Source organism: Cognaticolwellia mytili (assembly GCF_002104475.1).
GTDB classification, from domain to species: domain Bacteria; phylum Pseudomonadota; class Gammaproteobacteria; order Enterobacterales; family Alteromonadaceae; genus Cognaticolwellia; species Cognaticolwellia mytili.
In genome coordinates this window covers 967,822-985,815 of record NZ_NBOF01000002.1, presented here as the reverse complement: position 1 = coordinate 985,815, position 17,994 = coordinate 967,822, and the positions used below count along the sequence as shown (strand labels likewise).

Sequence of the window (17,994 nt, the reverse complement as noted above, 5' to 3'; positions counted from 1 at the left end):
ACTTGGCTTTAATGGATAAATTTACGCTTTTAATGCATAAAAAATCTAAATGACTCTGTTGGATTGACTCTTACATTAAACATTTACAATTGAAACGTCAATGTAAATAGAGTATTTGCTCGTAATATTTTTACACTAAATTTAGCTTGTTAAGAGGGTTATGGGACTTGTATCTGCTTGCATCGGCCTAGGTTGGTTAACTTGTATGATTTTTTGTAATTTAGCAACATTTCACTTCATTGTATTATTAAATAAATTAAAAGATATTCACTAAGGTTATATTCAATATTTATGCAGGATTATAATCCGGAATTTGGTTTTTATTGCGTGAGTAATGATGTAACTTAAAGGTTATCTTAGGGTAAGCTAACTTTTCCGTGACTCCTAGTTGAGGTTAAGTAAGGGAAAATAGATAGATTGTATATTGGAGGAAATTACAATTATGTTATTTATTAAAAGTAATAAGCCCGAGTAATGAAAATTACTCGGGCTTATGTAAAAGCACTATTTACTTAATAGAGAACGGTAATTATGGCTGATAACCGTTTATTAGACCCTTTGTAGTAATGCTGACAGCATCATGAGCATGTAATGATTCTAAATGGTTAATGCGTAACCAGAAATCATCAAATTGTTCTGTCGTATTCATGCTGTGCTGCAAACGACGCGCAGCATCTTCGCAGAACATCAGGTTTTGGCCATTTAATAGCGCGAATTCTTGTTCGTCTTCACGTTTGACTGCTGCTTGTACTGGCGTTTTAAGTGAATTTTCAATTAAGTCCACTAAATCAGTGATCGGAAACTCTGTTGTTGCACTGTTTAATTTTACTTTAATTTCAGCAACTGAACGTTGACTATGAGGTGTCGCAACAACCCCTTCGGTTGTACCAAGCCACTCATGCACACTATCTAAATCAATATTTGTATCAGTTGAAAATTTATCTTTAAAAGCTTTTTGAATAAGTTGGCGTGCCAATGCCGCAGAGCAAGGACAAGTTGAAGAATAGCGTACATCAACTGAAAGCTCGATATCTAATTGGCCTTTATTCAAGCGGCCCGTAATAGTAACAGGGTAGGCTTTCCAGCCCTGTTTACCACTAATAAGAGACTTACGACGTAAGTGATAGTCAAAGCTAAATTTTACTTTTGCATTGTCGCTGAGTTCTTGATGACTGCTAATGAAACCATCTAACAACGTCACTAAACTCTGATGATTAAGCACATTTGAATTTGATAACTCATCAATGAGTAAATACAAACGCGACATATGAATGCCTTTTGCTTTAGGTTCTTTAAGGTTTACAAATGCGTCAATGTAAGCTGAAACCATACGCTCTGATTGGCCTTTTGATGCAACCATGATGGGCATTTCTATATTACTCATGCCGACCCAATCCAAAGTCCCCTCAGTTTGTGCTGTGGTATGATTTGCTATATCAGGCATTATTGTTGGCATTTTGACTCCGCTATTCGCTTGTGCACTATGTAAAGGGCTATCGTGTAACTGCAGTACATAGTAAAAATTGTAATTTAGCACTGCTATCAAAAAATTTGATATAGCCCGCTCTTAACTTATAAAAGTGGCATATAATGCAGTAACCTCAAAAAGGGCGCCATTTTGAACGATCCACCCGTTAAAAGCAATGCTTGTCATGGTGATAATGATATTGATCAAGTATATGATATTTACTTTTAATCGCTGATGTAAACCGTATGGGCACTGAGACCGTCGGCATTGTATTTTTTACATAATGCGGTGAAAATGGTAGGGGTAAAATGGCAAAAATGTTTTAACTAAGGAAACTTTATGGTGACTATCCAGCATTTAAACTTAACCTTGATTAATGGTTATTTAGAAGTTTTAGATATAGGGGTATTGCAGCAGATGCTAGACTTGTACGTGCAGCAATCTCAGCTTTACCTAACTGGCATTGATGAGGCTATTACTCAAACAGATCAAAAGCTGTGGCAAGAACACTGTCATAAAATGAAAGGCTCTGCCGCTAGTGCTGGTTTATTGCAGGTTTACGATAAGCTTGTTGCAATTGAAAAATCAGCTGAAGAATGGTCAGTTAAAGAAAAGCACGCAAATGCACTGAGGTTAGTAAATCAGCAGGCGATCGATGCATTTAAAGAATGGTTGTCTGGCCAATAAGTTTCATTGGGTATAGTGGCAGGCTATAGATTTAACCTGCTCTACAATCTAGGTATGACGTGTGAAATAGCTACATTAACACTTAATCAACACTTCCAATAAAGCGATAACCCTCGCCATGAATGGTATTAATTAACTCTGGCGCATTTTCAATTGATTCAAAGTGCTTACGTAGACGACGAATGGTAACATCGACTGTTCTGTCATTGGAGCGTAAATCTCTGCCGGTCATTTCTTTGATTAGTTGTTGGCGCGTGACAATTTGCCCTGCATTAGCAATTAATAAACGTAATGCACGATACTCTCCGCGTGGTATAGAAATTTCTTTATTTTCAGGAGAAATCATTTTTCTAGAGTTGCTGTCAAGTGACCATTGGTTAAAGTTGATAATCGAATCGTTTAATTCTGATTTGGTACTCGACATTCTATTTAATATGTTACGAGCGCGGATAGTCAACTCTCGTGGATTAAATGGCTTAGTCAGATAGTCATCTGCGCCAATTTCTAATCCCAAAATTTTATCAATATCGCTATCTCGGCCAGTTAAGAATATTAGGGCTAAATCGTCATTGCTAGTCAACTCACGCGCTAATAACAAGCCATTTTTACCTGGTAAGTTGATATCCATAATAACCAAGTTAACATTATTATCTTGTAATTCGCATTCCATGCTATCACCATCTACTGCTTCCGATACACGGTAGCCCTCTGCTTCAAATAGATTTCGTAGATTAAAGCGTGTTACATCCTCGTCTTCTACGATTAGTATATGTGGTTTTTGCATGCTGAATGTCCAGTCTTGTCTCGTTTATTTGTAAATCAACAGTTAATCATTATCGATTAGAACCTTGTAATTATAGACGATTACAAAATATTATAAATATGGGTTAATGGTATAGAAGCTGATGTTAAAACACAATCATCACTACTAATAATGGGGCTATAGTAAAGTAACTTGCTTAATAATTGTTCTGTTTAGATCAAATAATCAACTAATAGGGAAATTAATTTCAATGGTTACCCCTTTGCCAAGTTCACTATTGAGTACAATAGTACCACCAAGTGCTTGGGTGACAAGATTATAGACCAAGTGCAAACCTAAGCCACTACCGCCCTCGCCACGTTTAGTCGTGGTAAAAGGTTCAAAAACCTTATTTTCTATTGTTTCATCAACACCAATACCATCATCTTGAAACAGCATATTGAGCTGGTTGCTTAAAGGCATGACGGTAATAGTTATTTTCCCACTATCTCTACCTTCAAAACCATGAATAATAGAGTTCATGATTAAATTGATCAATATTTGATTGAGAGGGCCAGGTTTACTGTTAATGATTAGTTTAGATGGGCAATCAATATCAATTATATAGGGTAAACTGTGTAGCTGTGGCCTTAAAGTCAGTAATGCTTCACTGAGTAACTCTTTCACATCGAAGCTGCGAATCTCTTCGCTCGATTGATCTACTGCAACTTTCTTAAAACTGGAAATTAAGTCTGCTGCACGATTTAAATTGCGATAAATAATCGCAACATTTTCTCCTCCTTCGTGCAAAAACTTTTTCAATTGGCTAGATTTTAGGGATTTATCTTCAAAGGCAGTGGTGACTTCTTCAATGCGATCGGCGAGTAAAGTAGAGGCGGTAACACCTAAACCAATCGGCGTGTTAACTTCATGCGCTACCCCAGCAACCATATCGCCTAATGAAGCCATCTTTTCACTTTCAACCAGTTGCCCTTGGAATTGGTGCATTTTTTCTAAAGTGGAAAGTAGCTCTTGGTTCGACTCTTTTAGGGCAGCTGTGCGCTTATTGATTTTATCTTCCAGTTCAGATGAATGTTCAATGCTTTGCTGCTCGGCGGCATCTAACTGCGCAATATGCTTTTCCATGCGTGCAAATAAAATATTGATATTGCGTGCGAGTATATCAGCTTCGCGATAAGGCATGGCTTGACATCTTTGCTGAAAATTTTTCTGTCTGGCTACCGCTTGAACAGTATTCACTAACGTAAGGTAAGGGGCGCTGATGTAACGGTTTAATTGTAGTACGATGAAAATTGTCACTAGCAAAATAATAAACATGATGAGTATGCTAGTGGTTAGTAATTTATCGGTAATTAGTGTTATATACTCCTTGCTACTTTGCAAATATACAAAGCCGACTACCTCTTCATCAGCTTTGATTGGATACATATACTCAAGATAGTTGTCTTTGAATCTCGGGTTGAGCAAGTTGTTAATTTCATTGCTTTTCTCAGGAATGGCAGAGCGTCGCTCACTGCGTTTATAGCTATAAAATAATTCCAATTTGTTACTTTGATTGTTTAGCTGATATATATGGACATAATTTAAATTGGGAATTCGAGAAGTTATAGTCATGTTATCCATCAAGCTTTGTCGATCCGAACTTATTAAATAACTTTTACTTTCATCTGCCAATTCTTCAGCCCAGTACTTGATGTCGTCGGCAGCTAACTTATGGTAACTTGCAATATTTTGCTGTGAAATGAAGACAAGGTTAACCATGCAAGAGGCGATCACAAGGCCAATAATTGAGAGCAAAAATATTCGTCGAATTGACCAAATGCGTATTGTTGTTGGCATAAAATATCAAGCTCAGTTAAATGATGAATAGTATGATTGTAGAAAATCTTAGTGTTTTCAACAATCTCTTCTTGTAGATATTACTATTATTAGCTTAAGTAAAACATTGATAAACCGCAAAGCCTTTTTTAATTGCAAGTGTTTTTGTTGTACCTATGGCCTTCTCCATAATTGGCGGGTATTTTAAAAAACTGTTCGCGACTATGGTTATACAACCGTGGGTAGATAAATGTTGCTTAATTTTCGTTAAAAATTGCTCAGTTGCTGCATAGTGAGTTTTAACACCTTGATGAAATGGCGGGTTAGAAATAACAAAATCATAGCGCTCTTTCACATCAGAAAGGCTGTCGGATGCGAGACTTTCTCCGTTTAGTCCATTGAGTGCTAAAGTCGTTTTCGCTGACTGTAATGCTAAGGCACTAACATCGACTAAAGTGAGTTTAGTGCCGGGAAAAAGCTTACCTATACATGCAGCTATAACGCCAGCGCCACAACCAAAGTCGAGTACTTTACCTTTTATCGATTGTGGTAAGTTTTCTAACAAGACATCGGTGCCAACATCTAAGCCATTCTGGCTAAAAACGCCAGGTAATGCCGCTATTTTTAGTTGATTATCGCCAACCGTTACTGAGTAATATTTATAGAATTCATCGAGTTCAAATTTTGGTAAATCTGACTGAAATTGCCCAACATACAACAAACAATGACGTGCTGCGTCAACCTTATTGCAAAAGTTTAAATAGTTTTTACTTAACTTATCTGCCGATTTAATACCGCCTTTGTTTTCACCAACAATAATCACTGTAGCGTCTTCTGTCATTGATTCAGCAAGCATCGCTAGTGTAAAGCCAAATTCGGCCTTACTTTTAGGAAAGTTAATGATCACTAAATCATGTTTTACTTGAGCTTTATATTCTACACAGAAATGGCTGGTAACTTGGTTGTTTTCGCTCATTTGGCTGAGTTTGTAATCGGCAAAATTAGTGTGGTAACAAGTTATTTTTGCCGTGGTGTGATGGGTCAAATATTCGGCAATAAAGCCGTCATTAACAATATTAACGAAAAGAGGAGTAGCTGCTGAAATACCATCGATATTTCGTATTAACAGTTGATTAATATTGCTGATTGCCATGGAATTACCTGTGTTTGCGCTTAATTCATTATAATACTTGCGATTTTTTGTACGTATTTTGCTACAAATATGCGCAGATGTTATTTTTAGTATGTAATAATGCAAGCTATTCTACGCGATTTTAAACATCTCGCCATCAATAGTCCTAAAGGAGTTGGCTATTTTTAATAAAATGATTTTTCGCCTGAAAATAAAATGGCTACATAGCCAAAATAGGCAAAAGCTTTTGACCTTCCGTTATTTTCTATTAGGGCGTTTTTTTGGGAAAAGTGCGCAGGCAGAAGTATATTTAGCGTTAAACGACCCTCATAGTTTTATGTTGGTACAAATGCTAGCTCGTTTACAGGAAAAATATGAAGTAGAGTTAAAAATATTCTTTATTTGGGGCGCTTTACCTGGAGTGACAATAGCTCCAAAGCTGCATCGAAAATGGGCAATTCAGGATGCTAATTTAATTGCTGAGCAATATCACCTAGTGAAAATAGATAAAGTCCCTTCGCCACGGTTATTTTCTACAGGCCAGCAAGCTTGGCAATTGCTGCCTAATAATATCAATAATGCCGAGCAAGTTTTTTTACAAACTTGGGGCGGTACTTATAGTGAACATTATGTTGCGTCGACACCGACCATTACCCATCAAGTGAAAAACCAGGCTCGACTTGAATACAAAGGGCATTATTGTGCTGCTGCTATTTATTTTGCTGGAGATTGGTTTGTTGGCGTAGATAGACTTTTTCATTTTGAAAAGACTTTAGAGCAACACAGCTTGATAACATCGGTTAGTAATGAATTATTGGCCGATGTAAATGTCAGTAAGGAACTTGTTAGCACAAAGTTTACTGATTTTAAAAAACAGCCGACAATTAACGTAGAATTACAGCAACTAGAAATATTCTTGTCTTTACGTAGTCCTTATTCATATTTGGGTTTTGTGCAAGCTATTGCATTGGCCGAGCGCTATCAACTTGAACTAGTGATTAAACCTGTTTTACCTTTATTGATGCGTGGTGCTTCAATTCCCATCGCTAAGCAAAAATACATCTATTTGGATGCTTTAAGGGAAGCGAAAAAGCTTAATATTGAATTTAATGGTTTTGTAGATCCCCTAGGTGATGGCGTCATCAACGCATATAGTATGTTTGCTTGGGCACAGCAACAAGGTAAGGGTAAAGAGTACATGTTGGCGTGTTTTCGCGCGGTCTATGTAGAGAATATTGATTTATCAGACACCGAGAATATCGATATAATTATCGAAGAGTTAGCATTAGATAAACAAGCTGCGCATGCCTATAAAGCTAAAAACAATTGGCAACAGTGGGCTGATAATAACCAAGCAGAACTGACAAGTTTAGCGTTTTGGGGAGTGCCGTGTTTTAAAATGAAAAACTTTAGCTATTGGGGGCAAGATCGAATATCTATTTTAGAAAAAGAAATAAGATCAAGTATATCAACAAATTAGATTTTTATTGTTAATATACGTTTAGACGTCTATTGACGAGACTTAGATTTAAATGTTTTAATAATTTAGTCCCTTATTCCAGTTGGGTTAGTTCATTTTGTAACTCGCCTAATGATGAAGGGCCAGAAGAGGAGCGTTTACCAGGTAGCTATTGTGAAGAGTTCAAACTCTAGTGAGCAATAGTGAGGGGGGAAAACGCCGAGGTAATTGTATTTTTGTTGATACAAATATCGGTTGTTGTCGCTAAGTCATATTTTATGCTTAGTGCTAGGTTGAATCCTTGCAACTGTCACCTTTTAGGTGGAGAGCTTCTGGCCTTTGTTAAGGCCAAAATTCATTTCTTGAATTTGGCTTTTGCAAGCGCCTATAAGTTCTCCGAACGAAACGAGTTCGAGAGAAATGAATCAAATAACTTATTGTAAAACACCCCAAAAATCGGAATCTTCCATTGTATGGACGGCTTTGATCACGCCATTACTTAGTGATGGCGCGATTGATTATGTCAGCTTACAAGCTATTGCAGAGCAACAAAATGCTGCAGCCAATGGTATTTTATTGCTAGGCAGCACAGGTGAAGGTCTGGCATTAACTAGTGAAGAACAACTCGCTATTGTGGAATTCGTTGTGGCATTGTCGCTTGATGTGCCTTTGATGGTTGCTGTTGGAGGCCATAACCTTGCTGCGCAAATAGCTTGGATAGGGCAATGTAATCAACTTCCTGTTAGCGCATATCTACTGGGTAGCCCAATTTATGCCAAACCAGGGCCGATTGGGCAAACTGCTTGGTACCAAGCCTTGCTCGACGCTGCAGACTTCCCTTGTATGCTATACAACGTGCCATCACGAAGTGGTGTCGAAATTGCCATTTCGGCATTACAAGCACTGCAACATCATGAGAATTGCTGGGCGCTTAAAGAAGCGAGTGGTGATCTTAACAAGCTATTAGCCTATCGTCAGCATTGCCCCGATGTCGAATTGTTCAGCGGTGAAGATGCCATGATGCCCTATTTAGGCAATGCCGGTGTGCGGGGCTTAGTGTCTGTTTGTGCCAATGTTTGGCCGCAGGAAACCCAGCGTTATGTGGCGTTAGCATTATCTCAGCAATGTGATGGCCTATTTCCACTTTGGCACAATGCCATTACTGCGCTATTTCAAGTCACGAGTCCTATTCCGGTAAAAGTATTAATGACCGAATTAGCCGTTATTAGTACAGCGACATTGCGTTTGCCATTATGCCAAGAAGAGTTAGCTAACGATCACAATTTGCACACTATTCATCAGGAAATTCAGCAATGGTTTGTAGAGCAAGCACTTAAAAGTAATGACAAAGCATCATTTGCTTTTGAACCTGCGCTCAATAATACCCAATCAGCCCCTTTATCAACAAGTAATTTAAGAGAAGTGAATCAATGAACTGGCAAGAAACTTTAACCGCGTTAGAATCAGGAAGTGTACGTGCAGCAGAGCAAAGTAGTTGTGGGAATTGGAGTGCTAATGTCGACGTAAAACAAGCAATATTATCGGCATTTAAAGCCGGTGATAATACTGAATTTGGTGGCATATATCAGGGATTTGTTGATAAGCATAATTTACCAGCACGTGAATTTTCGGTCAGTGATAATGTCCGTATGGTACCAGGTGGTTCATCAGTTCGTCGCGGTGCTTATGTTGCTCCCGGTGTGATTATTATGCCGCCTGCCTATATCAATGTTGGTGCATTTGTTGATAGCGGTACTATGATTGATAGCCATGCCTTAATTGGCTCATGTGCACAGGTAGGTAAAAATGTTCATGTCTCTGCGGCGGTACAAATTGGTGGCGTACTTGAGCCTATTGGAGCAAGTCCGGTGATTATTGAAGATAACGCTTTTCTTAGTGCTGGCGTGATCATTGTTGAAGGTATTGTAGTGAAAAAAGGTGCGGTATTGGCACCAGGAGTTTCGCTTTCAGCCTCAGTACCTGTTTATGATTGTGTTAATAATATTATGTTAGAGAAAGGCGCCGATATTCCAGAGAATGCAGTTGTTGTACCTGGAACTCGTCCTATTTCTGGCGGTTGGGCGGAAAAACAAGGCTTGAATATGGCGTGTGCATTGATTGTTAAATACCGTGATGAAAAAAGTAATGCGGCCTTAGAACTTGAAGCTGTTTTACGTTAGGGCAAAAAATGAAAGCAAGACAAGAAAAGTTAAGTGCTAGATTTAGACCAAATTGGCTTAATCCTACAGTGCTTAAAGTATTGAAAAATCGCCATCAGTTGCAGGTAAATGCCGACGAGATTGATGAAGATGAAGTTGGTTTTTTTCTCTATGATTTAGATGCGCTTGAGCAACACTTGTCGGAGTTAATGCAGCAAGATGTGATTAAACTTTGGTTTGCCGTTAAAGCTAACCCTTTGTCACGCGTTATTACTACCTTAGCTGAACAAGGCTTTAACTTTGACGTTGCCAGTCAAGGTGAGTTAAGCCAAGTGTTAGCGCAAAATGTTGCTGCTAAGCGTATTCTTAATACTGGGCCTGCTAAGTCTAAGCGCCAAATGAAAGCTTTTTTACAGCAAGGTGTTAACACCTTTGTTGTTGAAAGTTTGTTGCAGCTGCAGTGGCTTAATGAATCGGCGATAGAGCTGGATTGCAAACCTCAGGTACTACTTCGAGTGCAACTACAGTGGCCCGATGGTGAAAAAAACCCGCTTGGTGGCACTGAAGTGACGCCTTTTGGTCTATCGTGTGATGAGTGGCAAACAATTAACGTCAGTGACTTCCCTGCATTAAATATTAATGGTCTACATATATTTCAATGGGGCAATATGCTCAGCAATGAAAAAATGTTCCATTTATGGTCGCAAATGGTTGAGCCACTAACTCAGCTAGCTGAACAAGTTGGCATAAAGCTCGAAGTACTCGACTTAGGTGGCGGCTTAGGTGTTGACTATTTACAAAAAGGTCAGACGTTAAGTTGGCAACAAATTGTTGATGACTTGGCGAAAATAAAAGCACGAGCTGGCGTTAAGGAACTATGGCTTGAACTCGGTCGTTATGCTGTGGCTGAATCAGGCTATTACGTCACGTCAGTTGTTGATAAAAAGCAAAACTTTCAACAGCAACAACTCGTATTAGCTGGTGGTATCAACCATTTATTACGACCGGCAATTACTGAGCAAGCATTTCCTGCGGTAATGTTGCGAGAGTCTACCGAGTCATTAGTCAACTTCGATGTTCATGGCCCGCTATGTACTAGCTTGGATAAGCTTGGTCGATTAGCTTTTCCACAAGATATTGCTGTCGATGACCAGTTAGTTTTTGGTTTATCAGGTGCTTATGGCTTCACTGAAAGTATGCCATTTTTTCTCTGTCATCAAATAGCGGCTGAATATGTGCTGAAAAATGGAGAGGTTGAGTTAGTACGTGCTGCAGAGCCTGCTGCTTGGTATTTGCGTTAATGGCTGTGGTAGTCGATAAAAAGGTTATGTATGAATGTAATGAGTAAAGAAGTGATGTGTGTTGGTTAAATGGAGCTGATACGTGCAGCAGAGTCTGCTTCTTGGTATTTACGTTAATGACTGTGGTAGTCGATAAAAAGGTTATGTATGAATGTAATGAGTAAAGAAGTGATGTGCGTTGGTGAAATGGAGCTGATACGTGCAGCAGAGTTCGCCTCTTGGTATTTACGCTAATGGCAGCGGTAGTCGATGAAAAGGTTATGTATGAATGTAATTAGTAAAGAAGTGATGCATGTTGGTGAGATGGCCAGTGGCGCAGCACTGACGGTGCCGGTATATCGCATTAAAGGCTCTCAACAAGGCTCAGAGCAAGGCCCTAGCGTTTATATTCAAGCGAATATGCATGGTGCAGAAGTACAGGGCAATGCGGTTATTTTTCAGCTATTAGAGCAATTAAAGCACATTGAACTAAAAGGCGATATTACCTTAGTACCATATGCGAATCCGGTTGGCTGTAATCATAAAAATGGCGAGTATACCTTAGGTAGGTTTGACCCTATAACCGGGGTTAATTGGAATCGTATGTTCCATTTTGACGCCAGTATTATTGAACCGTTTGCACAAGAATATGTAAATTGTAGTAGTGAAAAAATTGAGGCTGCGTTTAAAGCGTTAATGCTTGAGCAAATTGAGCAAAAACTTAATCATAATATTTACGGTTTAACGACAGGGCAAAGAATTGCTTATCAATTGCAACGCTTAGCTCATCAGGCAGATATTGTGCTAGATTTACACACTGGCCCTATCTCAAGTAAACATTTGTATTGCCCTGAATATGCTAAGGAAAGTGCCAAATATTTTGATATTCCGCATACCTTATTGATCCCTAATAGTTTTGATGGCGCGTTAGATGAAGCTACTTTTTGTCCTTGGTGGCAATTACAGTTAACACTTAAAGCGCTTGGGCGAGACTTTCCTATTCGAAAAAATAATGTTGAAGGCGAATGTGGTATCGTTAAAGAAAGCTTTACTGTTGAACTGGGTTCGCAAGAGCAAATTGATTTAGATGTAGCTCATCAAGATGCGCTTGGTATTTTAAGTTATTTACAGTACCAGAATGTGATTAACTCTAATGACTATCATCCGAAAGCTATGGTTCGTTACAGCTGCATGTTAGAAGATTATAAAGCGTTATATTCGCCAATGGGCGGCATGGTCGATTACTTAGCGAGTTTTGGCGAGCCTTTACCTGCAGGAGAGCCCTTAGCACGGATATTGCGAATGGATAATTATGGTGATGGCGATCCATTACATTATATAAATTTGGATCATCCCGTGATCCCTATTTTACATTTTGCCTCAGCAAGTGTGAATCAAGGCACTGAACTGTATAAAGTATTTAGTAAGTTTAGTGTTCTGTAATTAATGCGCAGTTAGTCATTTAGGCTAACAGAAAGTGGCATTGAAAACGCCCTGATTTAATCTGAACAATGAGATTATATCAGGGCGTTATTATTACTTACTTTAGATAAAAAAGTGTTTAAAAAGCCACATGTTCTTTTAAGTAAGTAAATAAGTCTCGGTAATGTTTACCTACTTTTTCAGCACTGTGCTCTTTTTTAGCATTTCGTACAAGCTGTCTAAGCTTTTGTCTTTCCATGGTGTCAAATTGTGCTAACAAGGCTTCAATGACATCGTTGCCTTGGGCAATTAAGTCGTCACGCATTTGCTCAAGCTTTTCAAACTTCACTGATTCTTGTTGATGTTTGTTCGCCATCACTTCCATTGCGTGTTTGATGGGTTCAAGATCGGTTTCTGCCAGAATTTTTGCGATATGGCGAATATGTCGACGTAAAGCTTCATGTTTGTTAGTGATTTTATCAGCAACGATCATGGCTTGCTTTAGCTCTTCAGTAAGTGGTAAGCGGCTGCGTTGGTGTTTAGACATTTTTACGATGACAAGACCAAAATCTTGCAGTCGATGCATTTCACGCTTTATTTCCGATTTACTCAGTAATTCTTCTTCTAATTCGTCGATCTGATTGGCAGACTTTGTCATAATGTTAGGTAATAAATTGATAATTCCCTATAGTATACAACAAAGCCGTTACAGCAAAAACATTCCTGTTGCTGGTATCGAAAAAAATAGCGAACAAATGTGAGAAATAATTTACCCATGAGCGATTCTGATAGTATCCAAACGCAAATAGAACATGTTAAGCAGCGCGTTAACGACGCAATGGCAATGGCCAAATCATTAGGCGCAGATGGTGCTGAAGTTGCCATGAGCCGCCAGCAAGGCTTAAGTGTGAGTACGCGCTTAGGGGAAGTTGAAAATGTTGAGTTTACTAGCGATGGTGCGCTGGGTATTACCGTATATAAAGAAGGTCGTAAAGGTAGTGCTTCTACGGCTGATTTATCTGAAAAAGCCTTGAAGCAAGCGATTGAAGCGGCAGTAAATATAGCTAGATATACCTCTGTTGATGATTGTTCTGGCTTAGCTGATAAAGAATTATTGGCGATGAACCCTGAAGACTTAGATTTATATCACCCAAAAGTACTGTCGACAGAAGAGGCGATTAGTCTAGCAAAAGAATGTGAAGACACTGCTCTTGCCTATGATGAACGTATTACTAATTCTGACGGCGCAACACTAGCAAGTTTTGAAGGCTTTAAAGTTTATGGTAATAGTCATGGTCAATTAGTCGGCTACCCGAGTACACGTCATAATTTAAGCTGTGTGATGATCGCTAATGAAGGCGAAGATATGCAACGTGATTATGCATACACCGTTAGTCGTGAATTTGACGCTATGGATAGTGCGACTAAAATCGGCCAACAGTCTTCAATTGAAGCGCTTTCACGTTTAGGTGCACACAAACTAGCAACCACTAAAGTACCTGTGATGTTTCGTGCAGATATTGCCAATAGTATCTTTGGTCACTACATTGCGGCGATAAGTGGTGGTAATTTATATCGAAAATCATCATTTTTAATGGATTCAATTGATAAGCAAGTGTTCCCTGAATTTTTGTCGGTCAGTGAGCGTCCACATCTGAAAAAAGCTTTAGCAAGTAGTGCTTTTGATAGCGAAGGAATTGCGACAGTAGACCGTGAAATTATCACTGATGGCCGCTTAGCAACTTATCTTTTAACAAGTTATTCAGGCCGTAAGCTTGGTATGCAATCAACTGGTCATGCTGGTGGTATTCACAATTGGCAGTTAGGCATAAAAGAATCAGGGCAAGGTGGTGATTTCGATGCTATGTTGAAAACTCTAGGTACAGGGCTATTGGTAACTGAATTAATGGGTCAAGGCGTTAATGTTGTAACCGGTGATTATTCACGTGGCGCAGCTGGCTTTTGGGTTGAAAATGGTGAAATCGCTTACCCAGTTGATGAAATTACTATCGCGGGCAAGCTGCAAGATATGTTCGCGGGCATTGTTGCTATCGGCAATGATATTGATATGCGTGGTAGCATTCGAACAGGCTCAATTATTATTAACGAAATGCAAGTAGCAGGTAATTAATCGAGTTGCCTAACGTTTAAGTTAGAAATTTGTTTAGTTAATTAAAAAGCGAGCCAAGAGCTCGCTTTTTATGTTTAGGACGTACAGTAAAACGCGGATGCATGGATACTAAGAATGTATATATTCGGGGGCGCGGTCACATAGCAGTTAAAGAATGCGGGCAACACCTAGCTACTTAAACAGAAAGATTAAGGTTTAAGTGCCTAAAAACAATGTCGCGGTACCTAAAAAGGCAAAAATACCTACCACATCAGTGATAGTGGTTAGAATAACGCTGCCAGCTAACGCTGGATCGATATTCATCTTTTTTAACATCAATGGGATGGTAACACCTGCAATACCAGCCGCTGTCATATTCATCAACATAGCAAAAGCAATTATTGCCCCTAACATGATGTTTTCTTGCCAAATAGCCACTACGGTTGCGATTAATATGGCCCAAATCATACCGTTAAAGAAGCCAACCGCTAATTCTTTATAAAGTAAAATACGTGAGTTACTTTCGCCAACATGCCCTAAAGCAATACCACGAATAACTAGGGTTAAGGTTTGATTACCAGCGACGCCGCCCATGCTAGGAACTAAAGAGTTTAACACTGCGAGTATGGCTAATTGGCTTAAAATGCCTTCAAACATACTTGATACGGCAACGGCTAATAATGCGGTTATTAAGTTAACCCCCAACCAGACAGAGCGTTGTTGGGTACTTTTAAAAACGGGTGCGAAGGTATCAGCTTCATCGTCTAAACCGGCCATACTCATCATCGAGTGTTCAGCTTCTTCACGAATAATGTCAACCACGTCATCAACCGTAATACGGCCGAGTAAGTGACCTTCTTCATCAACAACAGGTGCGGAAAACCAATCATGGCGTTCGAATAGTTGCGCAACGTCTTTTTCGTTCATATCAGCGGTAATAGCTTCTATTTCATCATCAATCAGCGTTGAAACTATCGTTTCTGGTTTTGCTGTAACGATGGCTGATAATGATACGGCACCAATGAAATGATCTTCTCTGTCTACAACGTAAAAGGAGTCAGTTGCTTCCGGTAATTCGCCACGTAAACGTAGATATCGTAATACTACATCGACGGTAACATCGGGGCGAATGGAGATGGTATCAGTATTCATGATACCGCCGGCGGTGTCTTCTTCGTATGACAGCGCGGCTTCTACACGACTGCGATCTTGCGAGTCCATAGAACTCAGCACTTTACGATAAACACTATCAGGTAAAGTACGGAAAACTTCGGCTAAGTCATCAACGTCCATGCCTTCTGCGACTTCAGCAAGCTCTTCCGGGCGGATGTTCTTAAGAATACCCTTTCGAACTTCTTCATTAAGTTCTTCAAGCACTTCACCGTGATGATCAGCGTCGATTAACTGCCAAAGGACAGTACGGCTTTTTGTTGGTGAAGACTCTAATAGTAAGGCGAGATCAAATGCTGGCATATCTTGCAGTAGTTTACGGACATAAACGTACATACCACTACCAAGGGCATCATTAACTTGCTGTAGACGTTGGTGGCTGTACTCTTGTTCAGAAACTTCCGGCATATTATTATCCTGTGCCGTTGCAAAACGAATTTGATATTTTTATTATGAAGGATATTTATTAAGGTAATGTTGCAGTGAGTGTTTAATAAATATCGAAAATTAGTTTATCGTAATTTACTGCTTTTCGCAGCTTTTTTATTGACTTAATAACTGGTTGAACAGGTAAGTCAACGGTGCTTATTCTGCTTCGTCAAACCTATCACTAAATAATTGGCAAATTTCATTTAAGGCGAGCTCTGCATCTTTGCCTGTTGCGGTTACGTTAACGATTTTCCCTTGAGCACCTGCCAGTAGCATTAGACCCATAATACTATTGGCATCAGCGCTATTGTTGCCCAAATCTAAGGTTATCGTCGCGCTGAACTTTTGACTTAGCAGGGCTAACTTTGATGCTGCCCGAGCGTGGAGTCCTAGCTTATTGATGATCCTTACTTGACGACTAATTGGCATAATAAGTGCGGTTATTAAGTTATGTGCTAGGAAGTGTTAAATCACGATGGCGAGATTGCACGTCAACACGCTCTTTTCGCATATTGTTGGCGAGCAACTCTGCAATATAAACTGATCTATGTTTACCACCGGTACAGCCAATCGCAATCGTGACATAACTACGATTATTGCGTTCTAGATGTGGCAACCAAGTCATCATAAAGCTATTAATTTGCCAGATAAATTTAGTGACTATAGGTTGAGTCGCGAGAAAATCCTGTACTGGCTTATCTAAGCCGGTGTGAGCTTTTAATTCTTTATCCCAATAGGGGTTAGGCAGAAATCGAGCATCAAATACATAATCTGCATCTTGCGGCACACCATGTTTAAAACCAAATGATTCAAATACTACCACCATAGAGCCAGATTTTTTGCCAAGAATTCTTTCTCGGACTAAGTCAGCTAATTGGTGTGGTGAAAGTTGACTGGTATTAATATATAAATGTGCGCGTGTTGCAATTGGCTCTAATAATTGCTTTTCCAGTGCGATAGCTTGATCAAGTGCTATATTTTGTTTGATTAATGGGTGTAAACGTCTTGTTTCGCTAAAGCGACGAATTAAGTCGCTATCATCGGCATCTAAATAGAGTAAATTTAATTCAACGGCGCTAGGGAGATAATCAATAATTTCCGGCACATCATTTGGATCTTTTGGTAGATTACGAACATCAAGGCTGACGGCGACATTTTCATAATCATTAATAACAGTATGTGTTAGCGCAGGTAGTAAATTTACTGGAATATTATCAACACAGTAGTAGCCCAAATCTTCTAATACTCGCAGTGCAACACTTTTACCTGAGCCAGAACGCCCACTGACAATGATTAATTTCATCGCTCTTTAACTCGCTTGTTGGATTAATTCAAAAAGTGCTTGATTACTTTCACATTTACGAACTTGTTTACAAAACTGTTTATCACGGAATATTGTTGCGATGCTCTGTAGTGTGCATAAATGGTTTTGGCATTCTTCTTCTGGAGCAAATAATGCGATAAAAATATCAACCGGGCGATGGTCTATCGAGTCAAAGTTGATCGCTTGTTCTGTGGTGATAACAACGGCAATTGCTTTTTCAGCATTTTCTAAACGCCCGTGAGGAATAGCAATGCCACTACCTATACCGGTTGAACCCATTTTTTCACGCTTTACCAGGCTTTCCAACAATTGAAAAGTATCGTGGCCTTCGAGTTTTTCTGCCGCTAAACTGCTTAAATATTCTAAAATGCGTTTTTTACTGGCACCCGGTGCTGCACATATTGTGCAGTCCGGGGTTAAGATGTCTTGCAACTTCATAATGACTTCAAAAACCTAATGTGAAGGGGGTTAATGTTTATTTATTTTGCCTTTATATTTCAATATTTGGCGATCTAGTTTATCAATTAGTGAATCAATTGAAGCATACATGTCATGGTTTTCTGCTTTCGCATGAACTTCTGAGCCACTTAAGTGTACCGTCGACTCTGCTATTTGGTTGAGTTTTTCGACTGTTAAAACCACATGAACGTTGTTGATATGATCAAAATGTCGCTCTAATTTTTCAAATTTTCCATTAACATAATCACGTAATGAATCAGTAACATCGACATGGTGTCCGGTAAGATTAATTTGCATATGCGTCAATCCTCTTT

General features: G+C 39.2%; 17 protein-coding genes and 1 riboswitch. Of the genes, 7 read left to right on the top strand and 10 right to left on the bottom strand.

Annotated elements, in window-relative coordinates; genetic code table 11:
• Positions 1–529: 529 nt before the first annotated feature.
• Positions 530–1,456 (bottom strand): GTP cyclohydrolase FolE2, encoded by a 927-nt coding sequence (gene folE2, locus B7C41_RS09215; protein ID WP_085298483.1) that lies wholly within the window; start codon positions 1,454–1,456, stop codon positions 530–532.
• A gap of 351 nt (positions 1,457–1,807) precedes the next feature.
• On the opposite strand from folE2, the gene B7C41_RS09210 reads away from it, so the two are divergent.
• Positions 1,808–2,155, top strand: a complete 348-nt coding sequence (locus B7C41_RS09210; RefSeq protein ID WP_085298482.1) for an Hpt domain-containing protein — start codon at positions 1,808–1,810, stop codon at positions 2,153–2,155.
• Between the two features lie 82 nt (positions 2,156–2,237).
• On the opposite strand, the gene arcA is transcribed toward B7C41_RS09210, so the two are convergent.
• The 3 genes from arcA to rsmC form a co-directional block, all read right to left on the bottom strand.
• Complete coding sequence (gene arcA, locus B7C41_RS09205) at positions 2,238–2,939, bottom strand: two-component system response regulator ArcA (protein WP_085298481.1); 702 nt, start codon at positions 2,937–2,939, stop codon at positions 2,238–2,240.
• A gap of 204 nt (positions 2,940–3,143) precedes the next feature.
• Positions 3,144–4,679 (bottom strand): sensor histidine kinase, encoded by a 1,536-nt coding sequence (locus B7C41_RS09200; RefSeq protein WP_085298480.1) that lies wholly within the window; start codon positions 4,677–4,679, stop codon positions 3,144–3,146.
• Between the two features lie 172 nt (positions 4,680–4,851).
• The gene (rsmC, locus tag B7C41_RS09195) at positions 4,852–5,889 is read right to left on the bottom strand and encodes a 16S rRNA (guanine(1207)-N(2))-methyltransferase RsmC (RefSeq protein WP_085298479.1); all 1,038 of its coding nucleotides are present in this window, start codon (positions 5,887–5,889) and stop codon (positions 4,852–4,854) included.
• Positions 5,890–6,115: 226 nt separating this feature from the next.
• Between rsmC and B7C41_RS09190 the strand changes: the two genes are divergently transcribed.
• From B7C41_RS09190 to B7C41_RS09165, 5 genes are all read left to right on the top strand, one after another.
• Entirely contained in the window at positions 6,116–7,348 is a 1,233-nt protein-coding gene (locus B7C41_RS09190) for a DsbA family protein (protein WP_158089105.1), read from the top strand.
• 118 nt (positions 7,349–7,466) lie between these two features.
• Positions 7,467–7,667, top strand: a riboswitch (Lysine riboswitch).
• An 80-nt stretch (positions 7,668–7,747) separates the two neighbouring features.
• Positions 7,748–8,761, top strand: coding sequence for a 4-hydroxy-tetrahydrodipicolinate synthase (dapA, locus tag B7C41_RS09180; protein WP_085298476.1), 1,014 nt, complete (start codon positions 7,748–7,750; stop codon positions 8,759–8,761).
• Positions 8,758–9,507 carry a 2,3,4,5-tetrahydropyridine-2,6-dicarboxylate N-succinyltransferase gene (locus B7C41_RS09175; RefSeq protein WP_085298475.1) on the top strand — a complete coding sequence of 250 codons (750 nt, stop codon included), beginning with the start codon at positions 8,758–8,760 and terminating at the stop codon, positions 9,505–9,507. The genes dapA and B7C41_RS09175 overlap by 4 nt, the downstream gene beginning before the upstream one ends.
• A gap of 8 nt (positions 9,508–9,515) precedes the next feature.
• A complete protein-coding gene (locus tag B7C41_RS09170) occupies positions 9,516–10,787 on the top strand; it encodes a PLP-dependent decarboxylase (protein ID WP_085298474.1) in 1,272 nt (423 codons plus the stop codon).
• Between the two features lie 264 nt (positions 10,788–11,051).
• The gene (locus tag B7C41_RS09165; RefSeq protein ID WP_085298473.1) at positions 11,052–12,209 is read left to right on the top strand and encodes a succinylglutamate desuccinylase/aspartoacylase family protein; all 1,158 of its coding nucleotides are present in this window, start codon (positions 11,052–11,054) and stop codon (positions 12,207–12,209) included.
• 118 nt (positions 12,210–12,327) lie between these two features.
• Here the strand turns inward: B7C41_RS09165 and yjgA are convergent, their stop codons facing one another.
• Complete coding sequence (gene yjgA / locus B7C41_RS09160) at positions 12,328–12,846, bottom strand: ribosome biogenesis factor YjgA (RefSeq protein WP_085298472.1); 519 nt, start codon at positions 12,844–12,846, stop codon at positions 12,328–12,330.
• 117 nt (positions 12,847–12,963) lie between these two features.
• Between yjgA and pmbA the strand changes: the two genes are divergently transcribed.
• Positions 12,964–14,319: a metalloprotease PmbA gene (gene pmbA / locus B7C41_RS09155; RefSeq protein WP_085298725.1), complete on the top strand. Its 1,356-nt coding sequence runs from the start codon at positions 12,964–12,966 to the stop codon at positions 14,317–14,319.
• A gap of 195 nt (positions 14,320–14,514) precedes the next feature.
• Here the strand turns inward: pmbA and mgtE are convergent, their stop codons facing one another.
• From mgtE to hpf, 5 genes are all read right to left on the bottom strand, one after another.
• Positions 14,515–15,876, bottom strand: a complete 1,362-nt coding sequence (gene mgtE / locus B7C41_RS09150; protein WP_085298471.1) for a magnesium transporter — start codon at positions 15,874–15,876, stop codon at positions 14,515–14,517.
• A 177-nt stretch (positions 15,877–16,053) separates the two neighbouring features.
• Positions 16,054–16,326, bottom strand: coding sequence for an HPr family phosphocarrier protein (locus B7C41_RS09145; protein WP_085298470.1), 273 nt, complete (start codon positions 16,324–16,326; stop codon positions 16,054–16,056).
• Positions 16,327–16,345: 19 nt separating this feature from the next.
• Positions 16,346–17,200, bottom strand: coding sequence for an RNase adapter RapZ (gene rapZ, locus B7C41_RS09140; protein WP_085298469.1), 855 nt, complete (start codon positions 17,198–17,200; stop codon positions 16,346–16,348).
• Between the two features lie 6 nt (positions 17,201–17,206).
• Positions 17,207–17,659, bottom strand: a complete 453-nt coding sequence (gene ptsN / locus B7C41_RS09135) for a PTS IIA-like nitrogen regulatory protein PtsN (RefSeq protein ID WP_085298468.1) — start codon at positions 17,657–17,659, stop codon at positions 17,207–17,209.
• 30 nt (positions 17,660–17,689) lie between these two features.
• Positions 17,690–17,977, bottom strand: a complete 288-nt coding sequence (hpf, locus tag B7C41_RS09130) for a ribosome hibernation promoting factor (RefSeq protein WP_085298467.1) — start codon at positions 17,975–17,977, stop codon at positions 17,690–17,692.
• Positions 17,978–17,994: the final 17 nt, after the last annotated feature.